General features: G+C 38.7%; 23 protein-coding genes and 3 tRNA genes. 22 read left to right on the forward strand and 4 right to left on the reverse strand.

Annotated features, from left to right (window positions below; all coding sequences use genetic code 11):
* Nucleotides 1–5: 5 nt before the first annotated feature.
* Genes ACPT8Q_RS08040 through ACPT8Q_RS08065 form a run of 6 tightly spaced genes read left to right on the forward strand, consistent with a single transcriptional unit; the run spans nucleotide 6 to nucleotide 4,757 of the window.
* The gene (locus ACPT8Q_RS08040; protein ID WP_061832746.1) at nucleotides 6–1,070 is read left to right on the forward strand and encodes a baseplate J/gp47 family protein; all 1,065 of its coding nucleotides are present in this window, start codon (nucleotides 6–8) and stop codon (nucleotides 1,068–1,070) included.
* The gene (locus tag ACPT8Q_RS08045) at nucleotides 1,070–1,648 is read left to right on the forward strand and encodes a YmfQ family protein (protein WP_061671401.1); all 579 of its coding nucleotides are present in this window, start codon (nucleotides 1,070–1,072) and stop codon (nucleotides 1,646–1,648) included. Before ACPT8Q_RS08040 ends, ACPT8Q_RS08045 begins: the two co-directional genes overlap by 1 nt.
* A gap of 12 nt (nucleotides 1,649–1,660) precedes the next feature.
* Nucleotides 1,661–3,259: a phage tail protein gene (locus ACPT8Q_RS08050; protein ID WP_061671400.1), complete on the forward strand. Its 1,599-nt coding sequence runs from the start codon at nucleotides 1,661–1,663 to the stop codon at nucleotides 3,257–3,259.
* A gap of 2 nt (nucleotides 3,260–3,261) precedes the next feature.
* Nucleotides 3,262–3,852, forward strand: coding sequence for a hypothetical protein (locus tag ACPT8Q_RS08055; RefSeq protein ID WP_230304895.1), 591 nt, complete (start codon nucleotides 3,262–3,264; stop codon nucleotides 3,850–3,852).
* Complete coding sequence (locus ACPT8Q_RS08060; protein ID WP_061671399.1) at nucleotides 3,845–4,333, forward strand: hypothetical protein; 489 nt, start codon at nucleotides 3,845–3,847, stop codon at nucleotides 4,331–4,333. The genes ACPT8Q_RS08055 and ACPT8Q_RS08060 overlap by 8 nt, the downstream gene beginning before the upstream one ends.
* A gap of 4 nt (nucleotides 4,334–4,337) precedes the next feature.
* The gene (locus ACPT8Q_RS08065) at nucleotides 4,338–4,757 is read left to right on the forward strand and encodes a Gp49 family protein (protein WP_076773399.1); all 420 of its coding nucleotides are present in this window, start codon (nucleotides 4,338–4,340) and stop codon (nucleotides 4,755–4,757) included.
* Nucleotides 4,758–5,091: 334 nt separating this feature from the next.
* Here ACPT8Q_RS08065 and trxA read toward each other — a convergent pair whose 3' ends face one another.
* From trxA to ACPT8Q_RS08080, 3 genes are all read right to left on the reverse strand, one after another.
* Entirely contained in the window at nucleotides 5,092–5,415 is a 324-nt protein-coding gene (gene trxA / locus ACPT8Q_RS08070) for a thioredoxin (protein WP_050948528.1), read from the reverse strand.
* 119 nt (nucleotides 5,416–5,534) lie between these two features.
* Entirely contained in the window at nucleotides 5,535–6,530 is a 996-nt protein-coding gene (locus ACPT8Q_RS08075; protein ID WP_050948529.1) for a 2-hydroxyacid dehydrogenase, read from the reverse strand.
* Nucleotides 6,531–6,542: 12 nt separating this feature from the next.
* Nucleotides 6,543–7,652, reverse strand: a complete 1,110-nt coding sequence (locus ACPT8Q_RS08080) for a methionine biosynthesis PLP-dependent protein (RefSeq protein WP_050948530.1) — start codon at nucleotides 7,650–7,652, stop codon at nucleotides 6,543–6,545.
* Nucleotides 7,653–7,898: 246 nt separating this feature from the next.
* Here ACPT8Q_RS08080 and ACPT8Q_RS08085 point away from each other — a divergent pair.
* The 12 genes from ACPT8Q_RS08085 (at nucleotide 7,899) to ACPT8Q_RS08140 (ending at nucleotide 16,776) form a co-directional block, all read left to right on the forward strand.
* Nucleotides 7,899–7,974 (forward strand) — tRNA-Gly (locus tag ACPT8Q_RS08085).
* 6 nt (nucleotides 7,975–7,980) lie between these two features.
* Nucleotides 7,981–8,054 (forward strand) — tRNA-Cys (locus ACPT8Q_RS08090).
* A gap of 27 nt (nucleotides 8,055–8,081) precedes the next feature.
* Nucleotides 8,082–8,168, forward strand: a tRNA-Leu gene (locus ACPT8Q_RS08095).
* Between the two features lie 75 nt (nucleotides 8,169–8,243).
* Nucleotides 8,244–9,080, forward strand: a complete 837-nt coding sequence (locus ACPT8Q_RS08100) for a ParA family protein (protein WP_011271825.1) — start codon at nucleotides 8,244–8,246, stop codon at nucleotides 9,078–9,080.
* Between the two features lies 1 nt (nucleotide 9,081).
* Nucleotides 9,082–10,437 carry a replicative DNA helicase gene (gene dnaB / locus ACPT8Q_RS08105; protein ID WP_040975691.1) on the forward strand — a complete coding sequence of 452 codons (1,356 nt, stop codon included), beginning with the start codon at nucleotides 9,082–9,084 and terminating at the stop codon, nucleotides 10,435–10,437.
* The gene (locus ACPT8Q_RS08110) at nucleotides 10,430–12,130 is read left to right on the forward strand and encodes a ParB family protein (RefSeq protein WP_102703750.1); all 1,701 of its coding nucleotides are present in this window, start codon (nucleotides 10,430–10,432) and stop codon (nucleotides 12,128–12,130) included. Before dnaB ends, ACPT8Q_RS08110 begins: the two co-directional genes overlap by 8 nt.
* Nucleotides 12,130–12,681 carry a DUF2857 domain-containing protein gene (locus ACPT8Q_RS08115; protein ID WP_005653590.1) on the forward strand — a complete coding sequence of 184 codons (552 nt, stop codon included), beginning with the start codon at nucleotides 12,130–12,132 and terminating at the stop codon, nucleotides 12,679–12,681. The genes ACPT8Q_RS08110 and ACPT8Q_RS08115 overlap by 1 nt, the downstream gene beginning before the upstream one ends.
* A gap of 149 nt (nucleotides 12,682–12,830) precedes the next feature.
* The gene (locus tag ACPT8Q_RS08120; protein ID WP_102703749.1) at nucleotides 12,831–14,054 is read left to right on the forward strand and encodes an STY4528 family pathogenicity island replication protein; all 1,224 of its coding nucleotides are present in this window, start codon (nucleotides 12,831–12,833) and stop codon (nucleotides 14,052–14,054) included.
* A 265-nt stretch (nucleotides 14,055–14,319) separates the two neighbouring features.
* Nucleotides 14,320–15,075, forward strand: coding sequence for a PFL_4669 family integrating conjugative element protein (locus ACPT8Q_RS08125; protein ID WP_005667775.1), 756 nt, complete (start codon nucleotides 14,320–14,322; stop codon nucleotides 15,073–15,075).
* Nucleotides 15,076–15,089: 14 nt separating this feature from the next.
* Nucleotides 15,090–15,563 (forward strand): DUF3158 family protein, encoded by a 474-nt coding sequence (locus ACPT8Q_RS08130; protein ID WP_005653583.1) that lies wholly within the window; start codon nucleotides 15,090–15,092, stop codon nucleotides 15,561–15,563.
* Nucleotides 15,564–15,808: 245 nt separating this feature from the next.
* A complete protein-coding gene (ssb, locus tag ACPT8Q_RS08135) occupies nucleotides 15,809–16,231 on the forward strand; it encodes a single-stranded DNA-binding protein (protein WP_102703747.1) in 423 nt (140 codons plus the stop codon).
* Nucleotides 16,232–16,257: 26 nt separating this feature from the next.
* A complete protein-coding gene (locus ACPT8Q_RS08140) occupies nucleotides 16,258–16,776 on the forward strand; it encodes a membrane lipoprotein lipid attachment site-containing protein (RefSeq protein ID WP_047922027.1) in 519 nt (172 codons plus the stop codon).
* A gap of 215 nt (nucleotides 16,777–16,991) precedes the next feature.
* On the opposite strand, the gene ACPT8Q_RS08145 is transcribed toward ACPT8Q_RS08140, so the two are convergent.
* Complete coding sequence (locus tag ACPT8Q_RS08145) at nucleotides 16,992–17,549, reverse strand: plasmid fertility inhibition factor family protein (RefSeq protein WP_012564925.1); 558 nt, start codon at nucleotides 17,547–17,549, stop codon at nucleotides 16,992–16,994.
* Nucleotides 17,550–17,639: 90 nt separating this feature from the next.
* On the opposite strand from ACPT8Q_RS08145, the gene ACPT8Q_RS08150 reads away from it, so the two are divergent.
* The 4 genes from ACPT8Q_RS08150 to ACPT8Q_RS08165 all read left to right on the forward strand — a co-directional run bounded on the left by ACPT8Q_RS08150 (nucleotide 17,640) and on the right by ACPT8Q_RS08165 (nucleotide 22,196).
* Entirely contained in the window at nucleotides 17,640–19,685 is a 2,046-nt protein-coding gene (locus tag ACPT8Q_RS08150) for a DNA topoisomerase III (protein ID WP_204705054.1), read from the forward strand.
* A gap of 884 nt (nucleotides 19,686–20,569) precedes the next feature.
* Entirely contained in the window at nucleotides 20,570–20,998 is a 429-nt protein-coding gene (locus ACPT8Q_RS08155; RefSeq protein ID WP_011271832.1) for an STY4534 family ICE replication protein, read from the forward strand.
* A 114-nt stretch (nucleotides 20,999–21,112) separates the two neighbouring features.
* Nucleotides 21,113–21,754, forward strand: a complete 642-nt coding sequence (locus ACPT8Q_RS08160; protein WP_011271833.1) for a DUF3560 domain-containing protein — start codon at nucleotides 21,113–21,115, stop codon at nucleotides 21,752–21,754.
* Nucleotides 21,755–21,788: 34 nt separating this feature from the next.
* On the forward strand, nucleotides 21,789–22,196 hold the full coding sequence (locus ACPT8Q_RS08165) for a hypothetical protein (protein ID WP_011271834.1): 408 nt from the start codon (nucleotides 21,789–21,791) through the stop codon (nucleotides 22,194–22,196).
* Nucleotides 22,197–22,258: the final 62 nt, after the last annotated feature.

The raw sequence follows: 22,258 nt of genomic DNA on the forward strand, positions 1-22,258 counted from the left end.
AAATCGTGTTTATTGTACCCACACTCGAAGAAATCCGCGCCAGTATCTTGCGCGATTATCAGACTTATTACCCAAATGCCGACACATCCGAAGACAGTGACGCTTATGCCCGTGCCAGTAGTTTGGCGGCCTGCGCGGAAGGGATTTATGCACATCAAAAATGGCTAATTAAACAATTTTTTCCTGATACTGCCGACACCGAATTTTTAGAAAAACATGCAGGATTGTGCGGGTTGAGACGTCGAAACGCCACTTATGCAGCAGGCAAAGGTGCTACTGTTAGTGGTAATCCTGATGCAGTGATTGCCGTTGGTTTACAAATCAAAACCGAAGATGGACGTTTTTATGAAACAACCGAAAGTGCGGTAATTCCCGCTAGTGGTTCGGTGATTGTTGCGGTGCGGTCGCTTGCCACCGGTGCAGTACAAAATATCAAAACCGCTACAAAAGGATCGTTTATGGCTGCGCCTGTTAGCGTGAGCACGGATGTTGTACTAAATGACGTGGTGGGGGCGACCAATGCCGAAAGCGATAGCTCATTGTTGGAGCGGTTACTTAATAAAATCCGCCGACCTGCGGCAGGTGGCAATAAATACGATTACAAAGACTGGGCGTTAGAGGTGGATGGCGTTGAACAAGCGTATGTTTACCCGCTACGCCGTGGGCTAGGCACAGTAGATATTGCGATTACGGCTGATAATGGCGTGCCAAGTGATGACACGGTGCGACGCGCACAAGAATATATCGACCAAGAACGTCCTGTAACCGCGAAAGAAAGCAAAGTCGTTAAACCGGATGTGACAAAAATCAATTTTAATATCCAGGTAAAAATCAGTGGCGTGGCATTAAATGACATCAAAACCGCTATTCGCAACGCGCTGACTGATTATTTTAACGGTTTGATTCCGGGCGATGATTTAATTGTGTCGCAGTGTGAGGCTGTTGTAAGTGATTTAATCGGCGTGGTTGACCGCCGTTTTGTTGCCCCGAATGCCAATCGCAAGGCGGATGTTATCAACAAAATCGAATGGTTTCGCTTGGGCGAAATCACCGTGACGGAGATGGGCTAATGCAACACGCCAGCGTATTAAAACAGCTTTATCCGCCCGTGAGTTACAACATCAACGGCGAACATTTTATTGCACAATGTGAAGTGGACGGCAGTGCATTTGACCGCTTACAACAAAGCGCAGAAGAGGTATTAGCGGCAATTGAGCCTGCAACCTCAAATCAAATGTTAGCTGACTGGGAACGCGTTTGTGGGATTAAAACGGATTTAAGTAAGTCTTATCAAGAGCGCGTAAAGCGCGTCATCGTGCAGCTTAATGCCGTGGGTGGCTTGTCTATCCCATATTTTACCCGAATCGCTGAAAGCATTGGTTATCAGATCCAAATCAAAGAGTTTTCGCCCTTACAAAACGACCTGCCTAATCCCGGTGACTTGGTGCAATTTCGTAATGAGCAACGAGATAGCTTGATTTATATGTGGCGGGTGACGGTGTTAAATGGTGACGACAATATTGTGTATTTCCGTGCGGGTAGTTCCTTTGCCGGCGATCACTTGGTTGAGTTTGGCGACCCGATTATTGAGGAGTTCTTTCGCGATTTAAAACCCGCTCACACATACTGTTACTTTGCATATCAATAGAGACCCAAAAAAATGAAAACGTTACTACCTGAAATTAATTCCGCCGACAAGCGCTTTCATGCCGGTAATCCCGCAACAGGTGAGCAAGGCACACGCGTGACAGACACGTGGCTAAACGATGTGCAAGACCGCGTGCGAGACATACAAGCTGAGGCGCATTATGTGCTAACTAAGGCTGGATTTACTCCGAAAAACGAACAACAAACGCAGCTATATCAAGCGATTGTAAAAATTATTGATGATAACCGTAAATCCGCCAGCGTGACACAAAAAGGCGAAGTGAAATTGACTAGCGATACGGGATTGGATAGTGAAGAACTAGGATTAACAGCTAAAGCCGGGAAAGTATTAGCACAAGGCATTGCTGCTTTACGCCTTGCGATGAATAACTACATACCATTAAAAAGCAGATCATCATCTGTAACAAGCAATGATGAAAATGGCGTGGCAACACCAAAAGCGGTCAAAATCGCTTACGACAAAGCCGTCTCTGCAGAAGAAAACAACCTCTATCAAAAAATCTATGTTGGTAAACATGATTTGGAATTAGATCTAACAGATCGTCAGCAAATCATTAATCTTTGGGGGGGTAAATACCGTAATAACGGGCATTTATCATTCGCAGCACACAATAATAGCAACAGCAATATCACCGGATTACCACTTACCAATAAATCTCCCATTGTGATGACCCTTTATCTGATGGGGGGGTATTCTGTTTTTTACTGTGATTATCCATTACTTAATCGGCGTTTTTACAGCAACGTTAATTTTAACAACCGAACATTAACGTATAACTGGATTGAGTACATTACTAGCGCGGGAGATCAGCTTATTAACGGCACTATCTCCGCCAATACTCCACCGGTTAATGCAACCGATGACAAGGTTGTAACAGTCGGCTGGGCAAAACAAGCCGGTAAAAGCTATGTTAAAAAAACAGGCGATACGATGACGGGCAATTTAGAGATTGATAGAGGTGATGACTATGCTGGTATTATTCTCCACAACAAATCCAAAATCGCAATGATTGAGTCGACGCCCGACTCCGAAAATCAATTTTTAAACCTGATTTATCGCACAAGAGACTATCAAAATGTAAATGTGATTAAAGTGCCTAAAAAAACAGGGACTCTAGCACTGCTGGAAGATATTAAAAATGTGCATCGCCGCGATTACAACCGCACAATCAATGGGACATCAAATTGGGATAACGGAAAAAGCAAAACTATTACGTTAACTGGCAGTGTTACCATTTACCCTGATGGACGAATTGTCCAAATCCTACATTTAAAAAATTTCAGAATTATGTGGTTTGATGCCGAATCCCCGACGGTTGGTTATGCCGATCCAGGTTATCGCCATCCATTAATCAAAATCCCGCTATGGTCAGCGATGCCAAATAAAATTCTTTCAGCTATGCCGCAGATAGTACGGACAACGCATCCAACTACCTCAATAACCTATGTAAGCGAAGCAGGCGAATGGATAAGTGCATGGGCGATACGCGAGCAAGGTAATGATAAAGGTAATGTGTATATCAACACGAGACGATTTGCAGGGGGTCAAGATGAAATCGTTGATTTATATGTTGTTATTGAGGGTTATTAAAAATGGCTTTTTATATTAATGTATTAGATAAATTAGGTAATTTTGAAATCATTGACGGCGACCTGGCAGCGGTTTATCCTCATTTGGATTTTACAAAATTAACCGCCTTGACCGACGAACAATATACACAGTTTTGTCAAAAAAGTACGGGAAAAGTTAAATTTATCAACGGTCAATTTGTGTCCGAAGATATCAAGGTGGATTTGACTTTACTTTTATCGACGCGTGACATCTTGATTAAGCAAATTGACAATCATGCAGCAAAAATCTACAGCACATGGACACGTTTTGAGAGTGAGTACCGAGAGCGTCAAGCCGCGGCAGAAGCCTTTAAAGCGGCAAATTATGAGGGCGAATGCAGTCGATATATCACCGATTTTGCACAACGCGCGAGACTGGATAATAAGACCGCCACAAACTTGATTTTGACACAGGCGGCAGGCTTGGAAAAACTACAAATGGAGCTTGCCAACCAACGTATGCGCAAGTACGAAGTCAAAGCCCCTAATCTCACACTTGAGCAACTGCAATCAATCCATGATGACATTATCAAGCAAATGGACTCACTAATGGAGGCTTATAATAATGGCTAATGTTTATTTGGCGCTTTATAAAGGCAAAAAAACAGGTCTGAAACCCGCCGCACTCTTGGCACGATTTTCAGACTGGATTACGCGAAAACTAACAAAAGGGCCTTACTCTCACTGCGAGATTGCTGTTGAGCGTATTGAGTACACATCAGGTCATCACTATGAGCATGAGCTCTATTATGACTGCTATTCGTCATCTATTCGTGATGGCGGGGTGCGTTGTAAAGAGATTGATCTCACCGAAAGAGATAAGTGGGATTTGGTGTTGCTTGATGGCGTAAGCGAAGCTGAAGTTAAGTTTTACTTCGATTCCACAAAAGGGAGTAAATACGATTGGTGGGGCGCTATTGGCATTGTATTAGGCATCAAACAAAAACGCTCTAAATATTTTTGTAGTGAATGGTGTTTCAATGCAATCTCCGGCAAAACCCAAGGTTGGCGATTCAGCCCGAATCAATTGGCAGCGATTTTTAAAAAAGGATAAGAAAATGAACAAATTAACAACCGAATATTTAAACAGTTTAGTGGATAATGCTGAATACGTTCATCAAGGCTTACTTACTATCTGCACAATTACGTTAAAAAATGGGTTTCAGTTAGTCGGCACAAGTGCTTGCGTGAGTGCCGAAAATTACGATGAAAGAATTGGCAGACACATCGCATTCGAGAACGCATTTGCTAAGTTATGGGAGCTGGAAGGCTATGCATTAAAACAACGTATCTACGAAAGCCAAAGCAAAGAAGTTACATTGCGCAATGGTAATAAAGGAGAAGTTGTATATACAAGCCCATTTGGCAAGTCGCTAGTGATTGAAGATAATGGTGACGAATTACCGGCAGTGCATTGGCATAATGCGGGCGGTTCGTTTTATGCGGATTGTAAAAGTGATTTAGATATTATTAATTAACCAATTATGTTTGTTTTAACAATCGAGCTGGAACAAACCTATTTTAAAAGCCCTTTAACGGGCTTTTAATTTTGTTTAATTGTATTTTTATTTGCATAGTCCTTTAGCTTTACATTATGCAAATAAAATCGCTAGGCTATGCAAACAAATTTGCGCGCTTACACGCTATTGTTTTATTTACAATACAATAACCAAAGCCTTTCCTTTAAATATAGAATTTGAGCAAGTGCTTTGATTCTCATCAGGTCGTTCATCAAAATTTTAGACAAAAAATTGCCCCATTAAGGGGCAATCTTATCAATGCGCTAAAGTTACTTATAACTTTAAGCAACGATTAAATATGTTGGTTAATAAAGTTAGCCAATTGAGTTTTTGGTAATGCGCCAACTTGAGTTGCAATAACTTGACCATTTTTAATCAATAATAATGTTGGGATACTACGAACACCAAATTGTGCTGGGGTTGCTTGGTTGTCATCCACATTCATTTTCACGATTTTAACTTTACCTGCAAATTCAGGCGCAAGTTCATCTAACACTGGAGCAATCATTTTGCAAGGACCACACCAAGGTGCCCAAAAGTCTAATAAAACGGGGATATTTGAATTAACTACAACACTTTCAAAATCTGCGTCATTAATGTGTAATACTTCGCTCATTTTGTTTTCCTTATTTTGTGAATGGAATCCCTATATAAGGGCTTTTTTTAAACTTACAAGTGCGGTGCAGAATAACACCGTTTTAAAAAATGTAAACTAATCGTTTTAATTGCCAAAAGCTAAGACGGCAAAACAATATTTTCACACACTTTGCCCGATTTCAATTTATAAACATTTGATAAAGTCACATCCGCAATATTCGTTAGTGCCTCTTCGGTTAAAAATGCTTGGTGACCTGTTAGCAATACATTATGGCAAGAAGATAAACGGCGGAAAATATCATCTTGAATGACTTCGTTAGACTTATCTTCAAAGAACAAATCTCGTTCATTCTCGTAAACATCCATACCTAACGCCCCGATTTTACGCTGTTTTAACGCATCAATTGCAGCTTGAGTATCAATCAAAGAGCCACGACTAGTATTAACTATCATCACGCCATCTTTCATTTTTGCAAAAGCCTCGCGATTTAATAAATGATAGTTTTCTGGCGTTGCTGGGCAATGGAGCGTAATCACATGAGATTTAGCATAAAGCTCATCCAATTCAACATATTGTCCACCAAAGTCTTCCACCACTGGATTTTTGAAAGGATCGTACGCCAAAATATTCATACCAAAACCTTTCAGAATTCGCATCACCGCAATCCCAATTTTACCCGTTCCGATTACGCCGACCGTGCGTCCGTGCATATTGAAACCAATTAACCCCTCAAGAGAGAAATTCGCTTCTCGGGTACGCTGATAAGCACGATGAATTCGACGGTTCAGTGTCATCATCAAACCGATGGTGTGTTCTGCCACTGCTTCAGGCGAATAAGCGGGAACCCGTACAACTTGAATGCCCAATTCTTGAGCGGCTTTTAAATCAACATTATTGAAACCCGCACAGCGCAAAGCCACGACTTTCACACCAAGTGCGGCTAATTTTTCTAATACCTTTCGGCTACCATTATCATTCACGAAAATGCATACTACTTCGCAATGCTCTGCCAAACGTGCAGTACTCTCGTTCAACATAAAATCAAAAAATTCTAAATCGAAATTATATTTCGCGTTAATGAGCTCAATATATTTTCTGTCATAGCTTTTAGTGCTATAGATTGCAATTTTCATGGTTTGCTCCAATTATTTTAAGTTTGCAAAAGCCTGTAATAAATCCGCTTTAATATCTTCTACATCTTCAATACCGACTGAAAAACGCAGCAAGGTATTAGTAATCCCACGAGCTACACGCTCGGATTCTGGAATATCCATATGGGTTTGAGTGGCAGGATAAGTAATAAAACTTTCTGTGCCGCCTAGACTTTCTGCAAAAGTAATCAATTTGATGGATTTTAAGAACGTATTAACCCAAGCTTCATCTTGCAAACGGAAAGACAACATTCCACCTTTATTCGGATAAAGCACCGATTCCACTTGTGGTTGAGCTTTTAAAAATTCCGCAATGGCTTGTGCATTTTCTTGATGGCGTTTCATACGCAAAGAAAGGGTTTTCAGACCACGAATAGTCAGCCAAGAATCAAACGGAGAAAGTACTGCACCCGCACCATTTTGAATATAAGCAATGCGATCACAAAGTTCTTGCCCTTTTGCAACAATCAACCCGACAAGTACATCATTATGACCAGCAATATATTTAGTTCCGCTGTGAATCACCACATCAGTGCCTAAATCTAATGGGCGAGAAAGCACAGGCGTTAAAAACGTATTATCCACGATCAACATTAAGTTATGTTTTTTCGCAAGTTTTGCAATTTCAACTACATCACATTCTTCCATTAAAGGATTTGATGGGGTTTCAATAAAAATCGCTTTCGTATTTGGGTTAATTGCAGCTTCAATTTCTGAAGCAGATGCTGTATTAACATAAACAGGTTTTACACTATTGTTATTTTTATAAGAGAAATCTAATAGTCGATAAGTACCACCATACACATCGCTAGAAACGATCCATTCATCTGGTGCTGTGAAAAGCGTCATCAAAACTTGAATGGCAGCCATACCAGAAGAAAACGCAAAGCCACGATCTCCATTTTCTAATTTAGCTATCGTTTCTTCTAATACTGTACGAGTTGGGTTTTTGGTACGTGTGTAATCAAATCCCGTACTTTCACCGATACCATAATGGCCATAAGCCGTAGAAAGAAAAATTGGTGTAGAAACCGCGCCCGTACGCTCATCACTGCGATTGCCTGCTTGAGCTAATAAAGTATCGATAGCATATTGTTGTGTCATAACATCCTCTAAAAATAATGAAAAAATCAACCGCACTTTACGTGCTAAAAAACGTTTAACATTTTGGCACAAAGGAAAAAGTGATAAAAGTAGAAATTAGAAAATTACATAAAATTCCATTTTTCCATCATTTTCTGTAATTTATTTAAACAAAATGAACTTTTTTTAAACGGTTAGACAATTTTTTTAAATCTGTAATTGACAGTTATCTGAATTTCCGTAAAATGCGCACCACTAACAGCGAATGCGGGAATAGCTCAGTTGGTAGAGCACGACCTTGCCAAGGTCGGGGTCGCGAGTTCGAGCCTCGTTTCCCGCTCCAATTCGTGGCGTGTTAGCAAAGCGGTTATGCACTGGATTGCAAATCCATGTAGCTCGGTTCGACTCCGGGACACGCCTCCATAATACGCAAATGTTAGTTGTCTATATGCCCGAGTGGTGGAATCGGTAGACACAAGGGATTTAAAATCCCTCGCCTTTCGAGGCGTGCCAGTTCAAGTCTGGCTTCGGGCACCATCTAATTCCAAACCAATAATCAGTACCTAGTCCAATACTTAACTTTAATTTTTAATTATCGTTAGGTGAGGAATTATGGACTTCTCTTCTGTTTCTAAAAAACCTTATATTATTACTGTCGCTTGTACTAAAGGCGGTTCTGCAAAAAGTACAAATGCTGCCAATATTGGGGCGTTCTGCGCTGACCACGGTTTAAGAACTCTTCTTATTGATACTGATACTCAACCAACCTTAAGCTCTTATTATGCTTTAACTGAAGAAGCTCCCGGTGGTATTTATGAGTTTTTAACCCGTCGTGATATTGAACCTTCCCATATCATTTCAAAAACATCCATTCCTAATTTGGATTTAATTCAATCAAATGATCCATCAAACAATGTAAGTCAAACTCTACGTAATGCCCCTGATGGTGCAATTCGATTTAGTCACTTAATTAAAAATATTGATAATTATGATGTTATTGTGGTTGATACTCGAGGTACTAGAGACATTACTGTCGATATGTCTGTCTTAGCAGCTGACATCCTATTCTGCCCTATTCTTCCACACATTCTTTCTGCGAAAGAATTTATCCGTGGAACTATCGGAATGTATCAAGATTTAGAAACCTTTGAATCATTTGGCTTCAAATTACCACCTCTCAAAGCTATCGCAAATTGCGTTGATAATACTAATGACGTGAAATTTGTACTCAATCAATTACACGTACTCTTTGAAACCAATTTTGATGAAAGCAAAACCTTCCTTGATTTTTCAATCCCTGCGCATGTGGCATATAGAGAAGCTGCAACTTATTCATTGCCAGTTTATCGCCATAGCCAAGCTGAATATCCTGTTATCAAAGAACTGTGTTGCTTGTTACTCCCTCAATTTAAAACACTTTTTGATAAACCAATGAAAAAGGAAGGCTAATATGACTGATAAACTTATTGCTTCTATTGAAGCGGAAAGTGCGGTCATTGGTGCTCTCATTATTGATAATGACAAATTTGATGAGATCGCAACTTTACTGCGCTCTGATGATTTTTATGTCTCAGCTCATAAAGCATTGTTTGAAGGTGTTAGCCATCTATTAACACAAGGAAAACCCGCTGATATTTTAACTTTGGAGCAGTATTTCAAAGATAAAAAACTGATTGATCAGATAGGGGGATTAGCATACTTAGCTGACATTATTCACAATACCCCTTCTGCATCTAATATCACTGCGTATGCTGAGATTATTTCTCGTTATAGCAAACAACGTCGTTTTTTGACTCTGGGCCAGTTTATTGTAACTGAAATGCAATCTTCAAAAGATGAGATTGAATTAACTTCTTTTGAGGAAAGTGTTGATAAGCAATATACCAATATTGTCATCGAACAAGAGACGGATGGTGTTGCTGATCTTAATGCAAGTTTCGAGCGAATCCTTTCTCGCATGGAAACGTCCTCTATTAATGCCGATCCAGTTAGTGGAACACCAACAGGCATTATTGAATTAGATAGAGCAACAACAGGCGGTCAACCAGGAGAACTTATCATTATTGCAGCTCGTCCAGCAATGGGTAAAACAACCTTTGCACAAACGATTGCCGCAAGTACGTTAGATAAATTTCCTGACAGCCCTATCCAATTTTACAGTCAAGAAATGCCCGCTGATCAACTATTAGAGCGTTTTATGGCAATGCGCTCTCGCGTCAGCTTGCAATCTATCCGTCAAGCGACTGAGCTTGAAGAGGAAGAATGGACTCGTCTTGCTAATGCAATGGGGACAATTAAAAAAGACTGGAAAGGTCGTTTGCTAATTGATGATGAAGCTTCTTTAACACCTCATCGTTTACGCGCCAAAGTACGTAAAAACACTCGTCTATACGGCAAACCTAAAGCAATTTTCATTGATTATATCCAACTAATGAGAACCGGAAATAAAACTGAAAATCGCAATTTAGAACTTGCCGAAATATCCAATGATTTAAAGAAATTAGCCAAAGAAACTGGATGCCCAATTTATGCATTATCCCAACTAAACCGAGGTTTAGAAAATCGAGCTAATAAGCGTCCAATCAATGCCGACTTACGTGACTCCGGCTCTCTTGAACAAGATGCTGATGTCATCATTCATCTTTATAGAGATGAAATCTATAACCCTGACACAGAAGATAAAGGCATTGCGGAAATCATCATTGGTAAACAGCGTAATGGCCCGTTAGCCACAGTAAAAACACTGTTTCAAGGTCAATACAGCATTTTTGAGAATTTAACGACACAGGATAGATATTATGAATAATCCATTTATTGCTAAAAATAAAAAACAACAAAGTCAATTAGACGCGATTGCGAAAGGATTAAATGTTCAACCTATTAATAATCAGTCTGCTGCTTATCAAACAACAACAGCAACACATTATCCTGCGCAATCTAAATACATTACCGTTACGTTAGATAAATTACGCCCTTATGAACACAACCCTCGTAAGACACGTAATCCTAACTTTGAAATGATTAAAGAGTCAATTCGTCGTCGTGGTCTTGATCATAAACCCAATATCACTCAACGACCTGGTGAACCTTTCTATATCATTGCTGACGGTGGGAATACTCGTATTCAAGCATTAAAAGAACTGTTTACGGAGACTCAAGATCAACGTTTTTGGTCTATTGAATGCTTATACAAACCTTGGAAAGGTGAAAGTGCTGATAGCGTAGAAGCGGAATTAGATTTGCTTATTGGTCATTTAATTGAAAATGATACCCGTGCAGACTTAACCTTTATTGAGAAAGCCTTAGGTATTCAGCAAGCCAAAGAATACTACGAAAAAAAGTTAGGAAAATCCCTTTCTTCTCGCGAGCTTTCAAGTGAGTTAGAACATGATGGATACATTATTGCTAATACAACAGTAGCAAAAATGGAACGCTGTATTAATTTCCTATATCCATACATTCCTGATGTGCTATTTAATGGGCTGGGACATGCGCCAATTGATAAATTGCTTGCGATTCGTAATAACGCCTTAGCCATTTGGCAAAATTATCAATTTGAATTGGAAGTGTCCTTTGATGAAATTTGGGGACATAGCCTAGCTCGTTGTAATGATGACCAACCGTTTCATATCAAAGCCTTCCAAGACTATCTCATTGATGAAATGTCATCTATGTTAGGTGATCGTGTGAGTTATGAAGTCCTTTATCTTGAAATTGATCTCGATGAGCAAAAATTCAAGAAAATGGCGCAAAAACAACACGAAATACAGCAAAGCATACAAGAAAGCATCCAAGATGTTCAAGCATTTAATACACCACAGCCACAAGAAACCGTATTAGATACATTATCTCAACCTAGTGTAGTCACTACTCCCAAAATGACCACTACTGAAAAAAAATCAATACCTGCGCCAGTATTAAAGCAAGCAAGTGTTGAAATTTCTCCTTCATTTGAGAATGAAGCAGATGATAAAACAGAAAATGAAGAGTTTAATGAAACTAATGCTAGTTCAGATGGCCTTTCTTTTGATTTTGCTAAAAATTTAACTCAACAATTTGGTATTACTCCAGGCATGAGCATTCAGGAGCAACGCCAACAACGTGCAGAAGAAAATGGATTAGGCTTTGCTTGCGTAGGCCGTCAACCAGTTGATGATATTTGGAAAATTTATCCTGGTCGTCAGCATAAAATAGAAGCTTATTCACTAGCACTCGATATTGCGGAAAGTGTTGGATTAACTGACTACATTGAACATGTAGTAAAAGAGCCTGTTGATTACACTTACCGCGTAAAACCATTAGATAAAGATGTGAGCGGTGTAGCACAGATGTGTTATGACTTCTTAAATTTATTACAAACAGATGTGCACCCACAGACATCTTTCACCTTATTACCGGAATATTTACTCAATACTCAAGAAATTGATGATACCACGCTAGTTAAATTATTCCGTTTAATTCGCCTCGTTCGCTATATTCGTTCAGAAGGAGATGCATAATGAGCATGTTCAGCAATTTAAACCAAGTGGTATTGAATGAGATTTTGGTTAATTTACAAGAAGGCAATATCAATGTTTGCCGGAACTATGGTTTCTCAAAACAAGAATTGCAAGAAATTGAAAAACTCAGCACAGAGGAAGTTTATGAACTGGCTAACACCAAAGCTCCCTTTGCCAAAGTTGAAATTAATCACGATGCATTTTGGCGATTAGTGGCTCGAGTACGCATGTCGTCACAAGAACGTCGCCTTATTGATCGCGCATTAATGTTAGGTGCATCCATCCAAATGCTCAATTCCTACTTCGGCTTAACCACTTCAAAAGTATCTGCTCGTCGTAGCCTACTTGGAAAACAAGAACCAATGGGACGTAAGCCAGCTGCAACCGAAGAGGAAGAAAAATTAATTTGGGATTTATGGCAAGAGCATAAAGGTGATGTTCAAACAATTGAATCAACAGAAGGACTAGAGCTGTTAATTTTAATTGCGGAAGAAACCGGTATTAATTTAACTGAAATTTGGAAACTTGTTAGCCGCTGGAATGCAGCTTAAAAAACATAACGCCCAACCTAGTGCGTTACGTTAAGTTGGGCGTTATTCATATCGTTAGTAAGGAACTTGGGAAAGTTCATTGGCTATTGTAAAGATGTTTAAGCACATTGCAATAATAAAAATGAAATATTCTCAGAGAGAATTAAATTATGGAAACAAAATTACAAGAGCATGGGTTGCTCTTTTTTGGCAACCAGCATGAAACAGTTCCAACCCGTTTGCTATTTGATCCTTATTTAACATCAAGAGCAAAATTGGCATGGCAACTTATAAAATACAAAGCAAGAGAATTTCAATCAGGCATGTTCCCATCATACGAAATGCTTGCAAAATTACTTTCAGATAAACCTTATGATGAAGCTGAACTCTCGCGTAAGCTAGTTAGCCAAACGTTGTTATTACTTAGATTAACTCGTTGGCTAACACTTTGTGAAACTGTACGTAATGAGCAAGGTCAAGTATTGGGTAATTTTTACATCCTTCATGATGAACCTATGCCAATCATTGATACGATTCAATTAAACCATGATTACATCGCACTCCTTGAAAAATCCATTCAGCATCGAGATAACTTTGTGCGAGGTGTAGCAAACCATATTGTAGAAAACCTGCTCTCGGATAATACTCAGTGGCATTATATTTCTCACATTGACTGGATGCGAGCTCGACTTCAAGACTATCAAAAACGTCCAAAAATGGATATTTCAGAGCAAGAAGAATCAACATTTATTCAAGAAAACTTACTGAGTTCCAATAAGGAACTCAGTGAAAAAACAGGGGAACTCAGTAAAAATAACCTTAGTTCCAAAATGGAACTCAGTAAAATCAAACAGAGTTCCAAAAGGGAACTCAGTACCCAAAACGATGATAAGTCATTGATTTCAGGCTTAGTTCCAAAAGGGAACTCAGGTTTTTCACAGTACAGTACAAGTACTAGTATTTATATAAATACGTACTGTACTGGTAATGCGGATGAAATTGACTGGCCGACTAATATTCAGTTTTCATCATTGGAAAAAACAGCAATTATGCAAGCGATGCGTGGACTTGACTTAGGGATCTGTAAAGCGATTTTATTTGAGCTTGAACAGCGTGTGATAAAAGGTGAAGTGAAAAAACCACAAGGCTATGTAGTGACATTAATCCAACGTGCACACCGTGGCGAATTTAAACCGTATTTGTATGAACAATTTTTAGCTACACAAGCGCAATCATTATCATCAAAAAATCGGTTATCACAACATGATGAAACTAGCTTAGTTAATAATGTAAAAGCCGATAGCGCAATAAAGCCAATGCGAGTGCAATCTGAAGAAGAGCGAAAAGCGAGAGCTGATCGTATTCGACAATTTAAAGCTTCAATTTGCAATTGAATAAGCTGTATAAAAAGCAAACTGTGTCGTGTAGAAGGATTCTACAAAGTACAAAATTTAATCACTGTCCAGGGGCTGGACAAAGTACAAAAATTAACCAGTGTGCAGGGACTGCACAGTGAACAATATTTAACCAGTGTGCGGGGACTGCACAGTGAACAATATTTAACCAGTGTGCGGGGACTGCACAGTGAACAATATTTAACCAGTGTAAAGGGACTTTACAAAGTGCAAATTTTAACCAAATGATAAAAGGTGACATAACATGACAACAACATACAACCAACAACTTGGGCCGTTACGCAGTGAGATTACATTTACGCTTCATACTCAGTATGCAACACGTCTTTGGAATGGGCGTGACTTAGTTAAAAATGAAGCAGGGGAAGTTGTTACATCATCAATTCTCAGTATTCCTAATGCTCTATCTCTATTGAGTCAAATTCAGCAAGCTGCTGAACAAGACGATCCTTATGCTGATGATTATCTCCTTCGTTTTGAACAAAAAGTCTTAGGGTTTCGTAAAGAAATGCAAGATATGACCTGGAGAATGGTTAATCTTTACAGTGAGAAAATCCCTGAAAACTTTCAAATTGAGCGTTGCGCCAATATTGCTCCGATTCAATACCCTATTTTTGTGAATACTCAGCTGGGTTATCAATTATTGTATCTCTTGGCTGATTTTGATTCGTTAGCTCGTACAGTGATGACGGCTTCACATATTGCATTACTTACAAAAGATGATGCGTATGATTGGTTAGAGTCCGGAGCTAAATTAATTCGTCGTGCATTTGGTGTGCTTGAGAATTACCGAAATTCCGGTATTACTCGACAAGATGCGCTTGAAAATAACGCTCGCTATCAAGCTGCAGTAAAACGTATGAAATATACCTTAACGCCTGACGTGCTTTCCGGTACAACACGTGCAACATTTGCTCCAACAATTAAAAAATCATCACTTGCTGAATCAGATGATAATGGCTCTGTTGAAGTCCAAATTACAGCAAATAAAACTGAATAATGGAGATTGGGATTATGGATAACGTGCTCATTCCTTCTGATATGTATAAACAATTAGGACGCACAACCCCACTTAATGACTCGCTGAAACAGTTATTCAGTGAGTTAGACTCAGTGCAACAGTATGAATTACTAGCTGAATCCCTTGCTACAGTCCGTGAAGCTTTAATGTTGCAGCAGAATGAAATGTTGCAGAACGTTCGTAAAAGTGAACTTAGTGTATTACCTATTCACATGATCCGAGATAAAGCTTCATCATCCGGTGGGACGTTTTTACGCTGGCGCAGTTTTCAAGCCTCTAAGACTGGTGATGCTGTGTTAAATCCGGTATTTAATAATCCTCAGTTATCTTCAGACTTACGACAAAAACTTGTCTCAGCTGAGAAAGAACGCATTTTGATTAATCTGCAGGTCTCCGTACTAAATTTTATGATGAGACAGGTATCAAGTGCGGTAGATAAAATTAAAGAGATAGAAGATCATTTATAACATTCACATTTGTGAACGTTGGATCTTCTAGTTTGTAATCGGCTAATTTATATAGTTTGTAATCGGCTCACTAAAAGGCCTTTTAAAGGTAAGGGGACAAGCCCCTTACCTTAACGAAAAAAAAGCCTTTGCCTTTCGTGGTTGTGTTAAAAAATCTCTGTGTTTTTTACTGAATTTACCCTTAAGGATTAGATGTAAAAAATGCACAATCTTGACAGTTAATTTGTGATTTAGGAGAAATCAATATGGCTGGAATTAATAAAGTAATTATCGTGGGACATTTAGGTAATGATCCTGAAATGCGAAGCATGCCGAATGGTGAAGCTGTTGCAAATATCAGTGTGGCAACTAGCGAAGCTTGGACGGATAAAAACACCGGTGAACGTCGTGAAGTGACTGAATGGCATCGAATCGTTTTTTATCGCAAATTAGCTGAAATTTGCGGCCAATATCTCAAGAAAGGAGCTCAAGTTTATATTGAAGGACGCTTGCGTACTCGTAAATGGCAAGATCAAAACGGGCAAGATCGTTATACCACGGAAATCCAAGGTGATGTAATGCAAATGTTAGGTACTCGCCCTCAAAGTGCAGATGGTGCAAATAATCCTCAGCCAATGCCACAACAAGATGCATCGGTAAATGCTTTTGATGATTCAATACCATTCTGAACTCAATGTAATTAAGGTTAATCGTGATGAAAAAAATAATTTTTGTTTTATCTGCAGTCGCTGCTTTAAGTGGTTGTGCTGAATTAAACTCATTAAATGATGCGGTTGGTAATGTTGCAGGTCAGCTCAGCAGTGTTCTTGGCGGGGGGAATAGTTCCTCTAGTTCTTCCGGTGTGGCTTACACTCAAAGTTCTCGCTCTCATCGCTATAACGTAGAGGATTCAATTACATCATCTAAAAATATTGATTCTCTTTACGTAAAAATTAAGCGTAATTTAAAATTCAAAACTAGGGATGAAGCATTAAGTGGATTATCCGGGTATGAGCGTCAACGTTACGAATCGCTTTTAGATGAAGAAGGACATGCTCATGAAGCGACTCCTGGGGTCTATTATCACATGGCAAATAGCTATGTTGGCGGTCGAAAAATTGACATAACGCTTGCAAAAGAGGATGGCAAGGTTAGAATTTCCTGGATTGCTTCCTCAAACGAGTCTGATTTTGCTCAGTTTGTTAAATCAGAAGTGATAAAAGCAATAAAATAATACGACAATATAAACATAGTGTAGGTAATCAATACCTCATTCTCCTTTGCCCCAACCTTAGTGGGGCTTTTTTTATTTAAGTTATTTTTAAATTTCAATACCGATAATAACGATTATTTTGTATGATAGATAACGAAACAAATTTGTTTTTTGAGATCCATCCAAACTTTTCCTTTTCCTCATATTGTTTAATATCTCAAGCGTTTACCCCTTGGTTACAAGGGGTATTTTTCTCCTGTAATAGCAAAATATAAATTAAGTGGCTCAAAATGAAGTGAAGATAATGGGCTTGCATACTTTGACAGAATTTTAGCTTTCTCTTTATGGTTTCTAATCAAAATAGGAAACTCCTTTACACCATTTGCAAGCAACCAAAGCGTTCTTGTCATACCATCATTAAGACTACAGCTTATTTCTCCATCTTTAATATGAACATTCACATCTGCAAGTGGAACCGGAGAATCTATACTGTTAGCAAATCCGTTTTCAGCATGATGAAACTTATAATCTTTTCTCCATGTTGACTCATCGCCCGCACATGTATTTTTATCTACCTCATACGGTGATCGCTGCCATAAAGGAAGAAACTTTTGAGCATCTACGATGACAATCATGTTCTCTTGATTAGCCATATTTTCAATATGCTGTGGATAACGCATATACACGACTTTTTGCTCTCTCGTTTTCATTCTAAAAATAATATATTTATCTCGACCTGAATATCTAAGCGTATCAACCATCACACCAATTGATGAAGGGGTCAGTTTTATCATGATTTACTCCTCAATTTAAAAAGAATTCCTAATTGTGGTTTATCTTATTACATCGAAAATATCTCTCAAATATCAATGAGAGAAAACATCATGAAATTATTTTTATGCGAAAAACCATCACAAGGTAATGATATTGCAAAAGTATTAGGCGCGACAAAGCGTGGTGAGGGTTGTTTATCAACACCTGACGGTCAGCTTACAGTTACCTGGGGAATTGGTCATCTAGTAGAGCAATTTAATCCTGAAGAATATGATCCTGCCTTTAAAAAGTGGGCATTTGAGACCTTGCCAATTATCCCGGGTAAATGGGGGCTTTCACCTAAAAAAGAAACAAAAAAACAGTTCAATGTCGTCATGAAACTTATCAAACAAGCTAAACTTGTTGTCATTGCAACCGATATTGATAGAGAGGGCGAAACTATAGCAAGAGAATTGCTGGATTTGGCAGGATTTCGAGGGCAAATAAAACGCCTTTGGTTGTCCGCACTAGATGATGCCAGTATTCGTAAAGCCTTGGGTGCGCTTAAAGATAATGAGGAAACACTACCTCTTTACTATGCGGGGCTTGCACGTAGTCGAGCTGATTGGCTTATTGGTATGAATTTCTCTCGTCTCTATACCTTATTAGCGCAACAACAAGGGTATCAAGGGAAACCTTTAAGTGTTGGTCGGGTACAAACTCCAACATTAAGCCTGGTTGTTAATCGTGACCGTGAGATAAAAAACTTCATTCCTAAGCAACATTTTGCTTTGCAAGTAATGCTTTCTGATGGAAATCAGCATTTTGCTACGCAATACGTTATTCCGGAGCAATATTGTGATCCTGATGGACTTTGTTTATCTGCCCAAGTTATACAAGCAGCAAATCAGCAAATTCGCCAATTGGGCCAAGCGAAAGTGGAATCAGTTGAAACTAAACGTGAAAGACAAAATGCCCCACTTTGCTTTGCATTAAGTGACTTACAATCAGAAGCCAACCGCCTTTATGGGCTGGGTGCGCAAAGAGTATTGGATATAGCTCAATCACTTTATGAGACTCACAAAGCGACAACCTATCCTAGAACAGATTGTGGTTATTTACCGGAGTCTCAGTTTGCAGAAGCTCCTCAAATTATCCAATGTTTGTTGCAATCCGATAATCGATTACAACCCCTTGCAGGTATGTTAAACCTTAATCAAAAATCACGAGTTTGGAATGATAAAAAAATTACTGCTCACCATGGCATTATTCCGACTATGATTAAAGCTGATATTAGCAAAATGTCTGATGAAGAATTAAAGCTCTATGATCTCATACGTCGTCGTTATTTAGCTCAATTCTTACCTGTTTCTGAAACAGATAAGACACAAATTATTTTGAAGTGCGGTCAACATATATTAAGTGCACGTGGGAATGTGCTTATTGCTCCAGGTTGGAAAATTCTATTTGGCAAATCACTTGATGAAGATGATGACGCACCTCAAGCCTTGCCGACGTTAAAGCAAGGACAAGTCTGTCAGATTTCTGATTCAGAAATAAAAACCTTACAAACATCACCACCTAATCACTTCACGGAAGGCACATTGCTCACCGCAATGAAAAATGCAGCTTGCTTTGTAACTGATGAGCGTTTAAAACAACGCTTACGAGAAACTGAAGGGCTTGGTACAGAAGCCACCCGGGCGGGAACGATTCAAGGTTTGATTGATAAAGGTTTCTTGAAAAAGAAAGGTAAATCACTATTAGCGACAGATGAAGCAATGACGCTAATTGATAATTTACCTCAGATGTTAAAAGATCCTGGTTTAACCGCACTTTGGGAGCAAGCGCTCAATCAAATTGCTGAAAGAACGCTTTCGCTAGAGGTGTTTATGCAAAAACAAGAAGTCTTTGTGCGGCATTTGATGGCTGATTGCCTTAAAAAGGGAATGAGTTTGGGGAATATTGAAATTCGTAAATGTCCTAAGTGCGGTGCACCAATGATTAAAAGAAATGGTAAAAATGGGGCTTTTTTTGGGTGTTCTGCTTATCCCAATTGCCAACATATTGAAAATTTTGATAGCAAAAAGAATACTAAGGGCGCGAAAAGTTCTAAGAAAACATCGAGTAAAAGTGTTAGTGAGCAAATTTCATCTTTACGAAGCTTATTGAACTAGGATTTAAGCGCCTGTGAATGGCGAGCCCTCAAAAATAGTGCTATACTAAAGCCTTCGTAAGACCGTTCGTGAATTGTCGGTTATCAATTCACACTAGCCAAAAATGATTCCAGCACGCTGAAAGGAATTTCTCACATTGATTAACGCTCCTTGTGAGGTGTGCCACCTAGTTAATCAGAGTAATGATGGAGTAACGCCCCAATTTACTCTCGACTTTTCAAATCGCTGGCCATTGCGGATTTTTAAAGTGTATTGCAAAGTGCATTTTGAAAATTCGCAATGGCTTGCTACTTTTTCCTTACCGGAGCCCACCGGTGAAACAATGGGTGCCCTTTGTGTCAATTTGATGCCACAGATATAACCGATTGATGGCCACAAAGTAATCGGATAAGGCGAGCCGTAAAAATCCGTATATGGTAACGAACGTATCAGTATTTTTATGAATCAAATTAGTTTGGCCTACTTAATTTTTATTTAATCAATCTATAGTCAAAACTATAAGGTCATTCAGGAAACTGGGTGACCTTTTCTTTTGACTAAAATATCTCCAAATAGAATTTTTAATTTTTTATACATTTAAGGTTTGCTTTAGATTTTAATAACAACAGTTTTTAAGGTGCTGTGAAAACAGCCTTTAAGAAGTTGCACGATTCTTGAGAAGCAACGCCTTGCCTTAGCGCAAGTAGAATCATAGCCAAAATTTTTTCCAGCACACTGAAAGGAGAATCTACGAATAATTCGTAGGTGTGCCACCTTAAACTACCCTTAACCTAAAATAAGATTACTTATTCTAGTTTAATCACAATTTAACCCTTGGCGGGAAACATTTTTCCCGTGTTGGGTAAGGATGTTTCTCCGCTTTTTTACTACTTAGGAGAAACATTATGTCTACTCAAAACGCACAACCAAAATATTTCAATCTTCATACTTCTGGCATTGGTTATTTAAGCGATATTCGCGAAATCAAGCCGAAAAAAGGAGATGCATTTTGGGCTTGTCGAATTGCTGCTCTTACAGGTTCTTCCGATTCTCCGGAATATCGTTTTTTTGATATGAACGTATCCGGTGAAGAAACTGTAAATTTAATCAAACGCTGTCAAGAAGCTGTTGAAGCTAAGAAAAAAGTCTTGGTTTCCTTTGTAATGAGTGATTTGTGGTATGACACATTCACTTATTCAAAAGATAGCGAATATCACAAAAAAGGTGATACTGGCGTGTCGATTAAAGGACGACTCTATCGTATTAACTTTATTAAAGTTGATGGTGAGTTGAAATATCAAGCAAAACGCCAAGATGAGCAAGGGAATGACTAACCTATAAACTGATGAAAGCCAACAACAAAATTTGTTGGCTTTTTCTTTACCCTGAAGGGGAAACTCCCCTTATGGGTGGTTTCTCCTTTTTTATTTCTATTTGAGGAGAAACCTATGAATACTTACGCTAAATTTTGCCCTAATGTTTTTGTTGCTAAATGTCCGGATGCTCACCAAAAAGGTGACGTTATCATCTTAACCAGTAAATACGGTAAAGAGACTGAAGTGGAGATTCATAATCTCGTAAAAACCTCTGAGGATGCGTATTTTTATTCCTTCACCCGGTGTGATGGAGTGAATAGTCAAGTTCGTGCAGAACAAAAAGCTGAGCGTTATCAAAACGCAGCTAATAATGCATTAAAACGCAGTGAACAATATTGTGAAGCTGCTAATGAAGGCCGTGAATTTCTTAGCTTGGGAGAACCAATTAAAATTGGTCATCATAGCGAAAAACGCCATAGAGCCTTGATTGAACGTAATGCAAGACGCATGGATAAGTCTATTGAAGAAATGCGTAAAGCAGAAAGTTATGACGGTAAAATCGCTTATTGGGAACAGATGGCAGGGAAAATTGATTTATCCATGCCGGAAAGTCTTGAGTTCTTCAAGTTTGAATTGGAAAAAGCCAAAGAAAAACACCAAGAGCTTAAAGATAAACCTGAATTGCGAACACATGCTTTTTCTCTCACTTATGCTAAAAAAGCAGTCAATGAGCTTGAGAAAAAAGTAAAATTAGCCGAATTACTTTGGGCGTAAATTTAACTTTTGAAAACATAAATTGGAGAAATATATGTTTTACTATGTAAATAGTGGATTAGAGCTAATTACTTTAACAACGCAAGAGTTTATAAGTGAGTTTCTAGGAAAGGCAACTACCCCTAAAGGGATTGAGCCAAATCATTTCTATGATCCTCAAACCAAGCTAGTTTATGCATGGTACTCTGGCAAATGTGTAGCAACTTCTGAGTACCAATATACACCTCAAGAAGCAGAAGCTTTACTTGTTGAATTGGCATTGGAAAATGCTAGTAATAATGGGGATGGATCAATTATGTTCCAACCTTCGCCAACAAAAGAAGCACTAATTGCTGATATGAGTAATTATTTGGAATATTGTATAGATGATGAATCTGAGCACGATTTAGAATTTGCAGCAAAAATTAAACAGATTATCGACAGTTTAAAAACTTCTGATTAATAACATTAACTTTAATGTGCGATAAGCATTCTTTTCGCACCTTACCCATAGGGGATATATCC

This window comes from Haemophilus sp. HN_Hi10 (assembly GCF_049821985.1).
Classification (GTDB): domain Bacteria; phylum Pseudomonadota; class Gammaproteobacteria; order Enterobacterales; family Pasteurellaceae; genus Haemophilus; species Haemophilus influenzae_D.